At 73.7% G+C, this 16809-nt stretch carries 13 protein-coding genes; 10 read left to right on the plus strand and 3 right to left on the minus strand.

Annotated elements, in window-relative coordinates; genetic code table 11:
* Positions 1 to 237: 237 nt before the first annotated feature.
* Complete coding sequence (gene dapF / locus BLV05_RS24995) at positions 238 to 1080, minus strand: diaminopimelate epimerase (protein WP_046767745.1); 843 nt, start codon at positions 1078 to 1080, stop codon at positions 238 to 240.
* 5 nt (positions 1081 to 1085) lie between these two features.
* Positions 1086 to 2000, minus strand: coding sequence for a tRNA (adenosine(37)-N6)-dimethylallyltransferase MiaA (miaA, locus tag BLV05_RS25000; protein WP_046767653.1), 915 nt, complete (start codon positions 1998 to 2000; stop codon positions 1086 to 1088).
* Between the two features lie 134 nt (positions 2001 to 2134).
* Between miaA and BLV05_RS36675 the strand changes: the two genes are divergently transcribed.
* Entirely contained in the window at positions 2135 to 2347 is a 213-nt protein-coding gene (locus BLV05_RS36675; RefSeq protein ID WP_046767744.1) for an antitoxin, read from the plus strand.
* Positions 2348 to 2401: 54 nt separating this feature from the next.
* Here the strand turns inward: BLV05_RS36675 and BLV05_RS25010 are convergent, their stop codons facing one another.
* The gene (locus BLV05_RS25010; protein ID WP_046767652.1) at positions 2402 to 3112 is read right to left on the minus strand and encodes a class III extradiol ring-cleavage dioxygenase family protein; all 711 of its coding nucleotides are present in this window, start codon (positions 3110 to 3112) and stop codon (positions 2402 to 2404) included.
* A gap of 66 nt (positions 3113 to 3178) precedes the next feature.
* Here BLV05_RS25010 and BLV05_RS25015 point away from each other — a divergent pair, with 66 nt between their 5' ends.
* The 9 genes from BLV05_RS25015 to BLV05_RS25055 all read left to right on the plus strand — a co-directional run bounded on the left by BLV05_RS25015 (position 3179) and on the right by BLV05_RS25055 (position 16739).
* Positions 3179 to 6424 carry a hypothetical protein gene (locus tag BLV05_RS25015; RefSeq protein WP_046767651.1) on the plus strand — a complete coding sequence of 1082 codons (3246 nt, stop codon included), beginning with the start codon at positions 3179 to 3181 and terminating at the stop codon, positions 6422 to 6424.
* A 52-nt stretch (positions 6425 to 6476) separates the two neighbouring features.
* A complete protein-coding gene (locus tag BLV05_RS25020; RefSeq protein ID WP_046767650.1) occupies positions 6477 to 6758 on the plus strand; it encodes a hypothetical protein in 282 nt (93 codons plus the stop codon).
* Positions 6759 to 6932: 174 nt separating this feature from the next.
* Positions 6933 to 7298, plus strand: coding sequence for a cupin domain-containing protein (locus tag BLV05_RS25025; RefSeq protein WP_046767649.1), 366 nt, complete (start codon positions 6933 to 6935; stop codon positions 7296 to 7298).
* Complete coding sequence (locus BLV05_RS25030) at positions 7291 to 8157, plus strand: ABC transporter permease (RefSeq protein ID WP_082155051.1); 867 nt, start codon at positions 7291 to 7293, stop codon at positions 8155 to 8157. The genes BLV05_RS25025 and BLV05_RS25030 overlap by 8 nt, the downstream gene beginning before the upstream one ends.
* A gap of 62 nt (positions 8158 to 8219) precedes the next feature.
* A complete protein-coding gene (locus BLV05_RS25035) occupies positions 8220 to 9233 on the plus strand; it encodes an ABC transporter substrate-binding protein (RefSeq protein WP_046767648.1) in 1014 nt (337 codons plus the stop codon).
* Between the two features lie 20 nt (positions 9234 to 9253).
* Positions 9254 to 10069: an ABC transporter ATP-binding protein gene (locus tag BLV05_RS25040; RefSeq protein ID WP_046767742.1), complete on the plus strand. Its 816-nt coding sequence runs from the start codon at positions 9254 to 9256 to the stop codon at positions 10067 to 10069.
* Positions 10066 to 11238, plus strand: coding sequence for a hypothetical protein (locus BLV05_RS25045; protein WP_046767647.1), 1173 nt, complete (start codon positions 10066 to 10068; stop codon positions 11236 to 11238). The genes BLV05_RS25040 and BLV05_RS25045 overlap by 4 nt, the downstream gene beginning before the upstream one ends.
* Positions 11239 to 11339: 101 nt before the next feature.
* Positions 11340 to 12206, plus strand: coding sequence for a sugar phosphate isomerase/epimerase family protein (locus tag BLV05_RS25050; protein WP_082155050.1), 867 nt, complete (start codon positions 11340 to 11342; stop codon positions 12204 to 12206).
* Between the two features lie 12 nt (positions 12207 to 12218).
* On the plus strand, positions 12219 to 16739 hold the full coding sequence (locus tag BLV05_RS25055; protein ID WP_052762260.1) for a ThuA domain-containing protein: 4521 nt from the start codon (positions 12219 to 12221) through the stop codon (positions 16737 to 16739).
* Positions 16740 to 16809: the final 70 nt, after the last annotated feature.

Consider the following 16809-nt stretch of genomic DNA (forward strand, 5'->3'; position numbering starts at 1 on the left):
CCCATGGCACCCCATCCCGTCAGGCGCGCGGCCGGCCCCGTTGCCGCCCCACGTTCACCACGTTAGGCCCGCTCCCCGGCTGTCGCATCGACCGCGAGTCTGACGTCGTGCTCCTTCTACTGAAGGAGACGTTCTCGGGGTTTCCCAGGATGCTGTGATCTGAGTCACAGCACCTGGTTTCCTCTCCCTTGTGGGACTCGCCGCCGCCTGGGACCTCGCCGGTCGGCTCCGGGGACCTCAGAGGCTGACGGTCCCGCGCAGGCCCAGCACGGCCGGCCCGGTCAGCAGCAGCTCGCCGTCCGGCCGCTCCGTCACGACCAGCCGGCCGCCGGGCACGTCGACCAGGTAGCGGGCGCCGGCGCCCACACCGTCGCGCCGCATCGCCGCCCAGGCGGCCGCGCAGACGCCGGTGCCGCAGGAGCGGGTCTCGCCGACGCCGCGCTCCCACACGCGCAGTGCGATGTGCTTGTGCCCGCGGTCGACGACGAACTCGACGTTCGCGGAGTCGGGGAAGACGGACGCGGGCCGCAGGTCGGGCGCGGACGTCAGCGTGCCGGGCGCGTCGAGGTCGTCGACGAAGACGACGGCGTGCGGGTTCGGCACCCGGACCGGCGTGGCCTCCCAGGTGTGCCCGCCGGCGGCGACGAAGGCCAGCTGGCGGGTGGCGGCCGGCTTGGCCCGGCCCATCTCGACGGTGATCTGGCCGTCCGCCTCGGCGTGCACCGTACGGACGCCGCCGCGCGTCGCCACGGCCAGCACCGGCCCCTCGACCAGGCCGTTCTCCCACAGGTAGCGGGCCATGACGCGGACGCCGTTGCCGCACATCTCCGCGACGGAGCCGTCGGCGTTGCGGTAGTCCATGAACCACTCGGCGTCGTCGGCCAGCTCGCGGACCTCGTCGGCGGTCTCCGTCCGGGTGACGCGGATGACGCCGTCGGCGCCGATGCCGGCGTAGCGGTCGGTCAGGCGCCGCACCGTCGCCTCGTCGAGACGGCCGGCCAGGGCGCCGTCGGGGTCGGGGATCACCACGAAGTCGTTCTGGGTGCCGTGGCCCTTGACGAAGGAGATGCCGCTGGGGATGCCGCTCACGACCGACGATGGTAGGTCAGAGCGCGCTCCAACCGGTCATCGGCGTCGAACGGCACCCAGCCGATGCGGTCGTCCTTGCCGAACCAGGCGTGCTGACGCCGCGCGAACCGGCGCGTGAGCTGCACCGTTTCGTCGCGGGCGGCGTTCTCGGTGAGGTCGCCGGCGAGGTGGGCCAGCACCTGCGCGTAGCCCAGCGCCCGGCTCGCCGTCGGCCCGTCGCGGAGCCCTCGCGCCTCCAGTGCGCGGACCTCGTCGACCAGGCCCTGCTCCCACATGCGGTCGACGCGCCGCTCGATGCGGTCGTCGAGGACGTCGCGCGGGACGTCCAGCCCGATCTGCACGACGTCGTCGTAGTGGTACTCGCGCGGCGGCAGGGTCGCGGTGAACGGGCGGCCGGTCAGCTCGATGACCTCGAGGGCACGCACGACGCGGCGGCCGTTGGTGGGCAGGATCGCGGCCGCGGCGGCCGGGTCCTGGCCGGCCAGCCGCCGGTGCAGGGTGGCGGCGCCGACCTCGGCCAGCTCGTCCTCCAGCCGGGCCCGGATGCCGGCGTCGGTGCCGGGGAACTCGAACTTGTCGAGGACGGCGCGGACGTAGAGCGCGCTGCCGCCGACCAGGATCGGCGTGACGCCCCGCCCGCGGCAGTCGTCGATGGCGTCGCGCGCGAGCCGCTGGAACTCCGCGACCGTGGCCGGGCGGGTGACGTCGTACAGGTCGAGCAGGTGGTGCGGGACGTGCTTGCGCTCCGCTGGGCTCAGCTTCGCCGTGCCGATGTCCATGCCGCGGTAGAGCTGCATCGAGTCGGCGTTGACGACCTCACCGTCCAGCCTGAGCGCGAGGTCGACGGCGAGGTCGCTCTTGCCCGCGGCGGTGGGCCCGACGACGGCGACGACGGGGACGTGCTGGCTCACCCGTGGAGTGTGCCACGAGCGGAATTGTCCCGAACGCGTTGCGGCCCGTTCTGGCTGGGGGTATGAACGTCGGTGGGAGCACTGGTCGCAGCGGGCGGCCCGGCGGCCCACGTCAACGAGGGGAAGTGCCGATCATGGGCTTCGACGAGATCAAGAAAAAGGTCACCGACCTGGTCTCCGACAACGCTGACAAGGTCAGCGACGGTGTCGACAAGGCCACTGACTTCATCGACGACAAGACCGCCGGCAAGTACAGCGAGCAGCTCGAGGGCGTCGACGACAAGGCTCGCGACTTCGTCGACCGCGTCGACGGCGACAAGAACGACAACCCCGGCAACCCGGCCTGACGGCCGCGTTCCTCGTTCGTCAGCGGGAGCGGCGCGGCGCCGGCGCTTGTGTCGTCAGCCGTGCCGCTCCCAGACGCCGACCAGGTAGCCGACGCCGTACGGTGCGTCGTCGTAGGTGACCTCGGCGTCGAACAGCCCGTCGTCGGCGGCGCCCGCGAGCACCCGCAGCGCCTTGCGTCCCGGCGACCCGACCTCCGCGGCCAGCGCCGCGTCGAGGTCCAGCAGCCGCTGCGGGTCGCCGTCGCGTAGTGCGGTCGCCAGCTCGGCGTCGTACGTCTGCGCCTTGGTCCGCTGCTCGTGCGGCGTGGTGTCCGCCCGCAGCGGCGAACCGTCGGCCATGACCAGCAGCGCGACGCGGTCGGCCCGGCCTGCGATGCGCCGGCCCAGCTCGACGCAGTCGCCGTCGCCCGCGTCGCCGGCCACCGTCGCCGCCGTCACGAGCCCGTCCCAGCCGTCGCGCTGCAGCAGCCAGGCGCCGACGCTGACCGACAGCGGCATTGTTTGTTCGTTATGTGGTGCTTCGTCCCCCGGGAGCGCGACGCTGAGGTCGACGCCGTACGGCGCCAGACTGCCCGCCCGCGGCGCCTCGTCCGCCGTCGTCTCCCCCGGCCCGACCACCACCAGGACGTCCGGGCTGGTGGCCCGTAGATCGTCCAGTGCGGACCAGCAGGCCGCCCGCACATCGTCCAGCCGGACGTCGTCGGGCGGGCCGATTCCGGCCACCATCAGCGGCGGATACGGGCAGACGGCGGCGGCGATGAGCACACCGAAAGCCTAGATGCGGCGCGGCCCGGCTGCGCCATCTACCTTTCTCGTGGTCGAATGTCGGATATGTTCGACGCCGACCACAGCCTCCGCCTCGCCGTCGCCGGCGTGGTGCTGCTGCTCGGTCTCGGCTGCATCATCGCTTGGCTCCCGGCCCGCCGCCGCGACCCCGCGGGACTGCCGTCGCGACTGCTGGTGACCGCCGGCCTGATCATGGGCATCGCCGACCTCGGCGGGCTCGGTGGCGTGCTCGGCTTCGCGCTGGCCGCGATGGGTGCGCTGATCGCCTGGGAGGCGCAGCCCCCGCCCGAGGTCCCGCGCCCGCATCGCGGCGGCATCGTCGTCGCGGCCCTGCTGGCCGGGGTCGCCGCGCTGGGGACGTTCGAGGGGTGGGGGGCGCTGGTCCGGGTCCCGGCGGAGCTCCGCGCCGTCGCGACTTTGGTGGTCGGGGTGACGGGCGCGCTGGCGACGCTGGCGATCGCCGATCGGGCCCGGGTCCGCCTGCGGGTCGCGATCCGGCAGCGATTCGCGCCCGTCGATCGGCCGCGGCCGGTCGTCGCTGAGGCTGCTGGGGTCGCCGAGGTGCCCGGTTTCCGCGAGGCGCCCGTGGCCAGTGAGGTGCCTCTGGTCAGTGGGCCACCCGTGGTCGGTGGGGCCCATGTGCGCCGAGATGTGGGCGCGGTCCATGAGGCGCCTGCGGCCGTGGACGCGCGCTCGTTCGCCGAGCCGCTCGGCCGTGCGGCCTCCGGCGGCGGCGGGGGCGCCGTCGGCCGTGCGGCTGCGGTCAACGCGACCCCTGCTGGCGAGTCCACCGCTCCTGATGTGGCCACTTTCGAGGTCGCCGCTCCCGGCGTTTCGGCCCGCGAAGCCGCCGCCGCTCGAAGCGCTGTCCCTGGCCGACCCCCGGCCGCAGCCAGCGCCGGCACACCCGACGCTCCGGCCACCGTTGCTCCCGACTCCACCGCGTCGCCCGGCGCTCCCGCCACCGAGACTCCTGCCACGCCCGACGCTGCCGCCGCATCCGGCGCCGGGCCTGCGACCCGGGAAGCCGCCGCGTCCAGCGTCGCGACCAGCCAGCACGCCACTGCGTCCGGTACCGCCACGGCCGCCTCCACCGCAACGCCCGGCGCTGTCCCAGGCCGACCCGCCGCCGCTCCGGCCACGGCGTCCAGTGCCGGCACGCCAGAGGCTCCCGCCGCCACTCTCAACGCTGCGGCCGCATCCGGCGTTGTCGCCGGCCAACCCGCTGCCTCAGCCGAGACGGCCGCCGCGTCCGGGGTCGTGGCCGAGGCTGCCGCCGACTCTCGCACCGCTGCTCCGGGCGTTGCGACCAGCACACCCGCCGATGCGACGGGCGCCGAAGCGACAGCCGACACGGCCGTGCAGGCTCCGGACCTCGGCGTCGCGGCACCGGTCGACGTGGGCGGCGAGGACAACGTCGCCGCCTCCTCCGACAGTGCGGCTGTTGCCGGGGTCGCTGGTGCGGCAAGTGCCGACCCGGCCGCCCGGACCACGCCAGATGCCGTCGAGCCGGAGAAAGCGGCGCAGCCTGAGCTCCAGGTCCGGTCCGGCAGCCTCGCCGCCCAGTCGCCGAGCCGGCCGTCCGGCGTCATCCGCCGCGAGTTCACCGCACCGCGCACGCGCACGGAGTCGCCGGTACGGGCCGAGCCAGCGAAGCAGCCGGCCGAGCCGCGTGGCCGGCGGCGGGTGTCGCGGCCGCCGGGTGGGGCCGATCGGCCGCGGTCGCCGCTGCGCGATGCTCTGACACGGCGGCTCGCTGCCGCCGGGCGCGAGGAGGCCGCCGCCGCGTCGGCGCCGGCTCAGCCGGACGGCGTCGAGACGCCCACCGCCGAGGCGCCGCCGACCCGCTCGAAGCTGGAACTGCGGCGGGCGGTCAGCCGGCGGATCACGGCGGCCTGGCCCGATCCGGCCGAGTCCGAGGCCAACCGGTCCGCTCCCGAGGAACCGGCGGTGCCGTGGACGGCGCGGATCCGGGCGGCGTTCGGCCGCACCAGGACCGCCGATCCCGAGCCGGAGGACGAACCGGCCACCGAGGCGAAACCTGTCGACAAGCCGACTACCAAACGGGAGTCCATCGACGCGCCGACCGCCCAGGCGAAGCCCGTCGAGACGCCGACCGCCGAGCCGAAGCCCGTTGAGCCCGCCGCTGAGGCACCGGCCGAGGAGGAGTCGGGACCGGCGTGGGTCCGGGCCCGCGACGCGCTGCGGCGGCTGACGACGTCGCGGCTGGAGCAGCTCGACAAGGAGCCGCCGGCGGAGGCGCCGGAACCGAAGGCCGAGGAGCCGCGCGAGGAACAGAGCGGCGGACCGGCCTGGGTCTGGGCTCGGGACGTACTGCGGCGGCTGACGACGTCGCGGCTGGAGGAGATCGGCGACGAGCGGCCGGCCGCCGAACCGTGGCGGTCGACGCCCAGGGAGGCCGAGCCGCCGGCGGACGATGCCGGTCAGCAGCACGACGCCCAGGAGGTCGTGCCGTGGGCCCGGCGCGACGCCTTGCGGCGGCTGACGGTGATCCGGCTGGAGCGGCTGGACGAGGCGGACTCCGGCCAGGAGCGCGGCAACGGAGCGGTGCACGAGAGCACGCCCACGGGCGACGCCACGCCGACGCGCAAGAGCAAGCCGCCTCGTAGGTTCGGGTCGGCGCCGGGCAAGGGCGGCGGCTCCGTCCCGACCGACGACCTGCCCACGCCGCCGAAGCCGGCCGACCGCGGCATCCGGCAGGTGCTGGCCGACCGGCTCACCCCGCCGGGCGACGAGCGTCGCACGCCGCCGAAGCCGGCCGACGATCGGCCCACGCCACGGACCGACGAGCCTCGCACCTCGGCGGAGCGCGCCGACCGGCCGGGATCGGCTGCGGCTACCCCAGCGACCACGCCAGCGACCAGGCCGGGCCACGACGACGCCGGCACGCCGGGCTCGTCGTGGGGTGGCCGGCTGCGGGACGCGGTGCGGGGGCGGCTGGGCCGGCCGGCGTCGGACTCGGCGCGGCCGGAGGCACAGCCGGCCGATCGGGACGCGGCCGCCGCCGTGAAGCCCACGCCCGACCGGCCGGCGCGGGGCGAACCGGGCAAGCGAACCGAGCGGACCGAGCGGCCGGAGCGAGCGGAACCGGCAGAGCGCGCGAGACCCCCGGCCGCGGTCGCGGCGAACGGCACCGTGCTACCGCCGCCCCCTCCCCCGCCACCGCCCGCTCCGTCCCCACCGTCGGTGGCGGCTCGCGAGCGCACCCCTGTCAGCGTCGTCGGCGTACCACCGGGCACGCCGCCGCCTCCACCGCCGCCAGCCGACTGAACCCTGAACCAGGGTCCCGGATCGGGCGCGCAAGCCGCCACACCGCCACACCATGATCATCAAGGTTCAGTGCGTGATGGAGCCTGTTGCGCTTTCGGCGGTCGACGCGCTGGAGCCGGAGATCTTCCTGCCCGCGTCACGCGCCGACGGCCCGGTGCCGCCCTTGGCAAGGCTGGTCGTCGTGACGGCGCCCGATATGCCCGGCCTGCAGCGTGGCCAGGCGAGCCAAGGCGGTCGGACGTCGCGGCGAGAACGGCGCCCGCCGAAGATTCTTCGGCAACGCCCGCACCGCACCCCATTCCGCAACAGGCTCCAGGGCGTGGTCGATCGTTGATGATCATGGGCGGGGACGGGGCGACCGCACGCCGCCGCGCGCGCTCACCGCGGCTCACTTGCCTCCGGACGATCTCGGCGGACCGGACTCTTGACCACCTCGGCAGCACACCGGTAACGTCGGCCGACACAGGAAAGCGTTTTCCACCGACGTACTTCCACCACGGAGGCGCGAATGCCCGCACCCTCGTCTGCACCCCCGCCCGCACCCGCCACAGCCAGGCTCGACGCGATCGAACCGCGGGCGTGTTCGTGCGGCCAGACCCGCCGGGCGTTCCTGGACGTGGAGCCGGGGACGGCGAGCGTGCACCTGCTCGACGTCGACGCGGCCTTAGCGCACTTCCACCGGAAGGCCACCGAGATCTACGTGGTCCTGGAGGGCGAAGGCCAGGTCGAGCTCGACGGCGTCGCGCACCCGGCCGGTCCGCTGAGCGCGTTCCTGATCCCGCCGGGCACCCGGCACCGGGCGATCGGCGAGCTTCGCGCGCTGGTCGTCGCCATCCCCGCCGCCGACGACGAGGACGAGTATTTCGATGCCTGAGGTGATCTCCCAGGCCGCTCCCCCAGCGGCCGAACCGGACGACGAAGCGCCCACCCGGCGCACCGCGGGCCAGCGGGCCCTCCAGCTCCTCGACGCCGCCTGGCGGCCGGCCCTGCTGCTGGTGCTGCTGGGCTTCGGCTGGTGGGCCGTCACCGCGGCCGAGGTGTTTCCCGCCTACCTGGTCCCGACGCCGGGCGACGTCGCGAACGAGCTGGTGACGGAGCGCGAGATGCTCGCCCGGCACACGTGGGTGACGACGTACGAGACGGTGCTGGGCTTCCTGCTGGCGGCGGCGATCGGCATGCTGGCCGCCGTCGTCATCGTGTACTCGCCGACGCTGGAGAAGGCGCTGTATCCGCTGATCCTGTTCGCGCAGGTCATCCCGAAGATCGCGATCGCGCCGATCCTCGTCGTCTGGTTCGGGTTCGGGCCGATGCCGAAGGTGATCCTGGCCGTGCTGATCGCGTTCTTCCCCGTGGTGGTCTCCGGGGTCGCGGGGCTGCGGTCGACGGATCCGGAGCTGCTCGATCTCTCCGCGACGATGGGCGCGAGCCGGTGGAAGACGTTCCGGAAGATCCGGTTCCCGAACTCGCTGCCGCACCTGCTGTCCGGCCTGAAGGTCGCCGTGACGCTGGCCGTGGTCGGCGCGGTGGTCGGTGAGTTCGTCGGCGCCGACGAGGGGCTCGGGTACGTGCTGCTGCTGGCCAGCGGCAACCTGAACTCGTCGCTGCTGTTCGCCGACCTGATCCTGATGTCCGCACTCGGCGTCGTCCTGTTCGTCGCGGTCGAAGTGGCCGAGAAACTGCTCATCCCCTGGCACGCCAGCCGGCGCCAGGGCGTCCCCCTCACGACGTCATGACCCAGGAATCCGCCCGAACCCGCCATGAACCACGCAACGACGCACTCATGAAAGGGCCGAACATGCGACGCAGCCTGCTGGCCACCTCTGCCGTGGCACTCCTCGTCCTGTCCGCGTGCGGAGGCGACGACGAACCCACCGCCGCGGGCGACGGTGACGACGGCGAACTCACCGAGGTGACGCTGACCCTGAACTGGGTCCCGTACGGCGAGCACGCGCCGTTCTACTACGGCGTCGCCGAGGGCATCTACGAAGAAGAGGGCATCGACCTGGAGATCCGGCCGGGCAGCGGTTCCGGCACGACGGTCCAGCAGGTCGCGCAGTCGCAGACGGACTTCGGCTGGGCCGACACGCCGCCGCTGCTCAACGGCGTCACCGAGGGCATGCCGATCAAGAGCCTCGGCGTCTTCCTGCAGACCGGCCCGGCCTCGGTGGAGTTCTTCGCCGACCAGGGCATCAGCGAGCCCGCCGACCTCGTCGACAAGATCGTGGCCGGCACGCCGGGCGACGCCATGTACGCGACGTTCCCCGCGTGGCTGGAGCTCAACGGCGTCAACCCCGACGACGTCGAGGTGGTCAACGTCGACCCGGCCGGCAAGATCGCGGCGCTGGTCGAGGGCCGCGCCGATGCCATCATGGGATTCTTCCACGACCAGGGCCCGACCATCGAGGACATCAGCGGCCAGGAGGTCGACGCGCTGCTGTTCACCGACTGGGGCATGAACCTGCTGGGCACCGGCATCATCGCGCACCAGAACACCATCGACGACAATCCGGAGCTGGCCGAGGCGTTCGTCCGGGCGACGGCGCGGTCGTGGGAGGCCGCCGCCGAGGACCTGGACGCCGCCGCCGCGGCCATGGAGGAGGGCGCCGACGAGACCCCGCCGGCCGAAGTGCTGCGCGCCCAGCTGGAGGAGAGCATCGGCCTGCTCCGCCTGGACGAGGCCGGCACGCCCGGCGTCAACACCGAGGAGCAGTGGCAGGAGACCATCGACCTGCTCTCCGAGGCCGGCTCGCTGACGGACCCGGGCGACCCGGCGACGTACTGGGAGTCGTCGTTCGGCGAGGCCGAGTGAGCACAGAGATGACGGAGACCATGACGACCCATCCGTCGGCCGCCGCACAGCACCGGAACCAGAACGGCACCACGATCGACATCACCGACCTCACCTGCACGTTCATCAGCAAGCGGAGGCGGACGACGGCGCTCACCGGCGTCTCGTTGTCGGTCCAGGCGGGCGAGTTCGTCACCATCGTCGGGCCGTCGGGCTGCGGCAAGTCGACGCTGCTGAAGATCGTCGCCGGGCTGGTCCCGCCGAGCAGCGGCGACGTCCGCCTGCTCGGCAAGCCGGTCACGGGGCCGCAGCGGGAGATCGGCTTCGCCTTCCAGCGGGCCGCGCTGCTGGAGTGGCGCGGCGTCCGGGCGAACATCCTGCTGCAGGCCGAGATGCGCAAGATGGACAAGCGCAAGGCCGCCGAGCGGGCCGACCACCTGATCGAGCTGACCGGCCTGACCGGGTTCGAGACCGCGCTGCCGCACGAGCTGTCCGGCGGCATGCAGCAACGCGTCGCGCTGTGCCGGGCGCTGCTGCACGAGCCGCCGGTGCTGCTCATGGACGAGCCGTTCGGCGCCCTCGACGCGCTCACCCGCGAACACATGAACGTCGAGCTGCACCGCATCTGGCGCGAGACCGGCACGACGGTCGTTCTGGTGACGCACTCCATCGCGGAGGCGGTCTACCTCGGCCAGCGGGTGGTCCTGATGACGCCGCGGCCGGGCCGCATCGAGCGGGTCTACGACGTCGACCTGCCCGCGGTCCGCGACTACGGCGACACCATGTCCAGCTCGACGTTCGAGGAGCTGGCGCGCGAGATCCGGGTGCTGCTGGGAGCCAGCGGCCACCACGGATGACGCCGGAGCGCCGCTGGTGGAACACCGCCGGCGCGTGGCTCGCGATCGGCACCGGCCCGGCGGCGCTGGTGCTCGGCGCAGGACTCGCCGACCGGCACGATGGCCCCGTGCCGGTCGGCGCCCTGCTCCTCGGCGGCGTCGCGATGACGGTGCTGCTGGTGGTGCCGGGACGGCTCGGGCTGCGGCCGCCGCACGGCGAGGGCCGGTCGCTGACGGAGCTGCTCGAGGCGTACCTGCCGCGCCGCGACCGGACGGTGGTCGGCGCGCTGATGGCGCTGGCGATGGCCGGCTGGCTGGGCTTCAACGCGGGCCTGGGCGGCGCCGCGCTGGGGTCGCTGCTGGACGTCCCGAAGTGGGCCGGCGTGGTCGTCCTGGGGCTGCCGCTGCTGGCGATCGCGGCAGCCGGCCAGCACCGCTGGAACGCGCTGGCGCTGGTGACGACGGCGGCCGCGCTGGCGCTGATCGTGGTCATCGCGACGCACGGCGCCGGGGCGCGCGGCGACGCGCCGCTGGACGCCGGGTTCGGCACGTCGACCACGCTGCTCACCGACATCGCCGTGTTCGTCGGCTACGTCGCGGTGTTCGGGCTGCGGGCGCCGGACTTCACCGCCGGGCTGCGCGGCCGGAGCGACCTGTGGGCGTGCGCGGCGATCCTGGTCGTGCCGACGCTCATCGCCGCGACCGCCGGGACGATGATCGCGCTGCGCAGCGACTCCGCCGACCTCGTCGGCCACCTGCGCACGTCTGACCTCGGCACGGCGCTGGTGGTGGTCGCGGTCGCGGCGCCGTGCCTGACGTCGTTCCACTCCGGCGGACTGGCGCTGCGGTCGGTGACCGGGCTGCGCGAGCGGCCGGCCGCGGCGGTCATCGGCGTCGCCGGGCTGGCCGTCGCGACCACCGGGTTCGAGAACGCCCTGATCCCCTGGCTGACGGTGCTCGCCGCGGTGCTGCCGCCGTTGGTCGTCCCGCTCGGCTGGGAGGCGCGGGTTCGACGGCGGCAGCGGCGGCCCCCGCGCCCCGTCACCGCCGTCATGTGGCTGCCGGCTGCGGCGCTCGGCGTCGCCCTGACGATCGCCGGCGTGCCCGGCGCCCCGCTCGCCGGTCTGGCCGCCGCTGTCGTCTGCACGTCCGCAACACACGGATTGAACCGTTTTACCGCCAGGCGTTGACGACGTCTGCGCCGCGCCGCTAGCCTACGGATCACACCGTATGGAAAGCGCTTACCACCGCGAGAAGTTCACTGACGAACAACGAAAGGTGGAGCTCCCCGATGCCCCCAAGCCCGCTCGACCGCCGCACGTTCCTGCGCGCCACCACCGCGACCGCCCTTGCCGCCGGCGCGCTGACGACGGCGGGCGCCCTCCCCGCCGCGGCCGCCAGCGGCAACCGGCCGATCCCCCGTCCGGCCATCGGCATGCACCTGTACACGATGCGCCGGTCGCTCGCCGTGGACTTCGCCGGCACCGTCCGGGCACTCGCCGGCATCGGCTACGCCACCGTCGGCGTCAGCGGCCGGCACGGCCACAGCGCCGCCGCGATCCGCGCCATGCTCGACGACGCCGGGCTCGACGCGGTCCTGGAGCACGTCGGCTACGACCGCCTGACGAACAACCTCGAGGGCGCCTGCGCCGACGTCGTCACGCTCGGCGGCCACTGGGTCGTGACGTCCAGCCTGCCCGGCTCGCTCTACACGCTCGACGGCATCCGGCAGGCGGCCGCGGCGTTCAACCGGGCCGGCGAGGTGGCCGCGACCTACGGGCTGAAGGTGCTGCACCACAACCACGACGCCGAGTTCCGCACCGACGGCGGCCGGGTGCTCTACGACGTCCTCCTGGAGGAGACCGACCCGGACCTCGTCGGCTTCGAGCTGGACGTGTACTGGGCGGCCCGCGGCGGCTACGACGCCGGCGACTATTTCGTCGACCACCCCGCCCGGTTCCCCGCGCTGCACGTCAAGGACATGGCGCCGGGCGGCGGGTTCGCCGACGTCGGCTCCGGGGTCCTCGACTTCGCGGCGATGTTCGAGCACGCCCACCGCGGCGGCGTGCGCCAGTTCCTCGTCGAGCACGACAACCCCGCCGACGAGTTGAGCACGGCGCGCAACAGCTTCCGCCACCTCCGCGACCTGCGGTTCTGAGAGGAGACGGCCATGCTGCGAGCAGGACTGGCCGCCGCGCTGGCGGCCTCGGCACTCACCGGCGGCGGCCTCGCGACCGCCACCCCGGCCGCTGAGCCGACCACCGAGAGCTTCGACGCGCTGGTCTTCTCGCGCGTCACGAACTTCTACCATGACTCCATCCCCGCTGGTCAGGCGCTGGTCGAGCAGCTCGGCGAGGAGCACGGGTTCAACGTCACCGTCTCCGACGACCCGGCGAACTTCACCGACGAGACGCTGGCCCAGTACGAGGTCGTGATCTTCAACAACACCAACTCGACGCCGCAGGCCGGCGACCTGCTCGACGCCGATCAGCGGGCCGCGTTCGAGCGGTACATCCAGGCCGGCGGCGGCTACGTCGGCATCCACTCCGCGTCGGGCACCGAGCGCGACTGGGAGTGGTACGGCGAGCTGGTCGGCGCGTTCTTCCTCAGCCACCCGCCGGTCCAGGAGCTCGAGGTCGAGGTCGACGACACCGTCCACCCGTCGACGGCCGGCCTGCCGCAGGAGTGGACCCGCACCGAGGAGCCGTACGACTTTGTCACCAACCCGCGCGGCGACGTGCACGTCCTGGCCAGCTACGACTCGACGTCCTACGACGGCGACGTCATGGGCGCGGACCACCCGATCAGCTGGTGCCAGAACTTCGACGGCGGCCGGTCCTGGTACACCGGGATGGGCCACGCGCCGTCGGCGTTCACCGACGAGCCGCTGTTCGTGCAGCACCTGCTCGGCGGCATCCAGTGGGCGGCCGGCGTGGCCGACGGCGACTGCGGCGCGACGTCGGAGCACAACTTCGAGAAGATCCAGCTCGACGGCAACACCGACGACCCGCTGGCGATGGACATCGACGACACCGGCCGGGTCTTCTACGTGCAGCGCGGCGGCGACGTGAAGGTGTACGACCCCGTGACGGCGCGGACGGAGCTGGCGGCGCGGTTCGACGTGCTGGTCGAGCACACGCACGGCATGCACGGCATCGTGCTGGACCCGGACTTCGCCACGAACCACTGGCTGTACCTGTACTACTCGCCGGTGGACGAGCCGAACACCGTCATCGCGCGGTTCACCTACGACGAGGCCACCGGCACCGTCGACCCGGACTCGCGGGTGACGATCTTCGAGCTGCCGTCGCAGCGCGAGGTCAACGCGCACGAGGGCGGCGGCATGGACTTCGACGCCGCCGGCAACCTGTACGTCGCGACCGGCGACAACTCGTCGCCGTGCTGCGGCGGCTACGGCGCGGCCGACGAGCGGCCCGGGTTCGAGTACAACGACGCGCAGCGGTCGTCGGCGAACACCAACGACCTGCGCGGCAAGATCCTGCGCATCCACCCGGAGGACGACGGGACGTACACGATCCCCGCGGGCAACCTGTTCGCGCCCGGCACCGAGGGGACGCTGCCGGAGATCTACGTCATGGGGCTGCGCAACCCGTACCGCATCCACGTCGACGAGGAGACCGGCTGGCTGTACTGGGGCGACGTCGGCCCGGACGCCCGCGTCGACAGCCCGACCCGGGGCAGCCGCGGCTACGACGAGTGGAACCAGGCCCGTTCGGCCGGCAACTTCGGCTGGCCGCACTGCATCGGCGCGAACCAGGCGTACAACGACCACGACTTCGCCACCGGCGAGTCCGGCCCGCTGTTCGACTGCGCCGCCGGCCCGGTCAACGACTCGCCGAACAACACCGGCCTGACGCAGCTGCCGCCGGCCCAGCCCGCGTGGCTGCCGTACCAGTACGAGGTCACGCCGGAGTACCCGGAGCTGGGCAGCGGCGGGCGGCTGGCGATCGGCGGCCCGACCTACCACTTCGACGCGGCGAACCCGTCGGAGGCGAAGTTCCCGGCCTACTACGACGACACCGTCTTCATCGCCGAGTGGACCCGCAACGCGATCTTCGAGATCCAGCTGGACGAGGCCGGCCAGCCCGCGGTGATGAACCGGTTCCTGCCGGGCGTCGAGTTCCTCCGCCCGATCGACCTGCAGTTCGGGCCGGACGGCTCGCTGTACGTCATCGAGTGGGGCTCGAACTACGGCGGCTCGGGGCGCGGCGACCCGAACACCGACTCCGGCATCTACAAGATCAACTACGCCCGGCCGGGCGAGCGGTCGCCCGTCGCGCGGGCGTCGGCCGACCCGACCTCGGGGCAGCCGCCACTGGCCGTCCAGTTCAGCAGCGAGGGCTCCGGCGACCCGGACGAGCACGAGATCACCTACGCGTGGGACTTCGACTCCGACGGCGAGGTGGACTCCACGGACGCCGACCCGTCGCACACGTACACGTCGAACGGCGACTACACCGCGCAGCTGGTCGTCACCGACCCGACCGGCCGGACCGGCGTGGCGAACGTCCCGGTCAGCGTCGGCAACACCCGGCCGGACGTCGAGCTGGTCGAGCCGCTGGACGGGCAGGTCTTCGACTTCGGCGAGCCGGTGCCGTTCGAGGTGCGGGTCGACGACGCCGAGGACGGCGTGAGCGGCGCCGGCGTCGACTGCGACGACGTCGTCACCCAGCCGGCGCTCGGGCACGACCAGCACGGACACCCGCTGGAGCAGTACACCGGCTGCACCGGCGAGATCCAGGCGATCGTCGACGACGGGCACAGCCACGTCGACAACATCTTCTACATCGTCGACTCGACGTACACCGACCAGGGCGGCGCCGGCGTCTCCCCGCTGACCGGCGGCGACTCGGCGATCCTGCAGCCGCGGCACAAGCAGGCCGAGCACTGGACGTCGGCCGGCGACGTCGTCCTGTACGACACGCAGGAGGGCGACGGCAACCGCATGGTCGGCCAGATCGGCCACGGCGACTTCCTCTCCTACGAGCCGGTGAACCTGCGCGGCGTGGACCGGCTGACCGTCCGGTACGCGTCGTCCGGAACCGGCGGGACGGTGACGGTGCGGCTGGACGCCGTCGACGGCCCGGTCGTCGGCAGCGGGCGGCTGGAGCCGACCGGCGACTCGTACGCGTTCGAGGAGGCCGACATCGCGGTCGAGGACCCGGGCGGCAGCCACGAGCTGTTCCTGGTGTTCACGAACAACCCGGGCGACGTGTACCTGTTCAACGTCGACGCGTTCCACTTCGGGCACACGCTGCTCGACGGGGTCCGCGCGGCGCGGGCGTCGGTGCGGTCGCTCGAGGAGGCAGCCGATGCCGCCGAATTGACCGACGAGCAGGCCGCGTATCTCGCGAGCGCCACGGAGCGGATCGACGGCGAACTGGCCGCGGCCATGGACACGGCGACCGACGACCCGGACTTCGCCCGGCAGCTGGACCGTGCGCTGATCTTCGTCAACCAGACCCGGCAGTGGGTCGGCGACCAGGGTCTGCCGGCCGAGCTGCTCCCCCCGCTGGACGACGCGGCGGCGGCGCTCGAGGGCGTCATCGGCACCGTCGACGGGATCCGCGCGGCCCTGGTGGCCGACGGCGGCGAGGTGACCGCGGGCGAGTCCGTCCGGGTGACGGCGACGCTGACCAACGACGGGTCCGCGGCCGTGCGGGCGCCGGCGGTCTCGCTCGACCTGCCGGAGGGCTGGCAGGCGGTCGCGGACGGTCCGACGTCGGCGACGTCGCTGGCCGCCGGGGCTAGCCTGACCGGCGCCTGGGACGTGACGGTGCCGGCGGACGCCGCGCCCGGCGAGGTCGCCCTGACCGGGTCGGCGGGGTACGCCCACGTCGGCCGCGAACGGGTCACGGTGCCCGTGTCGGCGCCGGTGGTCGTGCGGCCGGCGGTGTCGGCGGACGGGGTGACGGTCGGCGCGCCGCTGTTCGCCGGCCGGGCGTCGGCCGCGTCCGTGACGGTGACGAACCACCGCTCGGCCGCCGCCGCGGACGTGACGGCGACGGTCACCGTCCCGTCCGGCTGGACGGCCGGTTCCGCGACGGCGACTGTGCCGCCCGGCGGGTCGGCGACGCTGGAGGTGCCGGTGACGGCGCCGGCCGGCGGTGTCGCGGCTGGACCGCTGGTCGAGGCGACCCTGACCGCGTCCGTCACCGCCCCCGGCGTGGTCGTGGCCGGGACACCGGCGGCCCGCACGTACGCCGTCCCGCACGGCGACGACCTGGTGTTCGCGCTGGACGGCGGCGCGCCGGCCAGTCCGGTGCTGGAGTCGTACGCGCCGCTGGCACCGTCACACGCGTGGGACGCGGCACGCGGCTACGGCTGGGTGACGGGCGCGCCGCTGTCGCGCGACCGCGGCCGGCCGGACCCGCTGCGGCGCGACTTCGTGCTGGACAACCGGGGTCCGGGCGTCCTGCGCGTGGCGCTGCCGCCGGGGCCGCACACGGTGTCGCTGCTGACCGGCGACCCGGACTTCTCGACCTCCGGGTTCGTCGTGGAGGCCGACGGCGCGGTCGTGGTGCCGGCGCGGGCGACCTTGCCGACCGGGCAGTACGCGTGGGAGCAGTTCACGCTGGACGGCGGCGCGGCGGGCCGGACGGTGGACCTGCGGCTGTCCAGCCCGACCGGCAACTACTGGCGGATCCTGGCCCTGCTGATCGACGACTAGAGCTCGGCCGGCGGCGGGACGATCCGCAGCGTCCCGCCGCCGGCCGGTTCGGCTTCAGCCATGGTGGTGC

It is taken from the genome of Jiangella alkaliphila (assembly GCF_900105925.1).
Classification (GTDB): domain Bacteria; phylum Actinomycetota; class Actinomycetes; order Jiangellales; family Jiangellaceae; genus Jiangella; species Jiangella alkaliphila.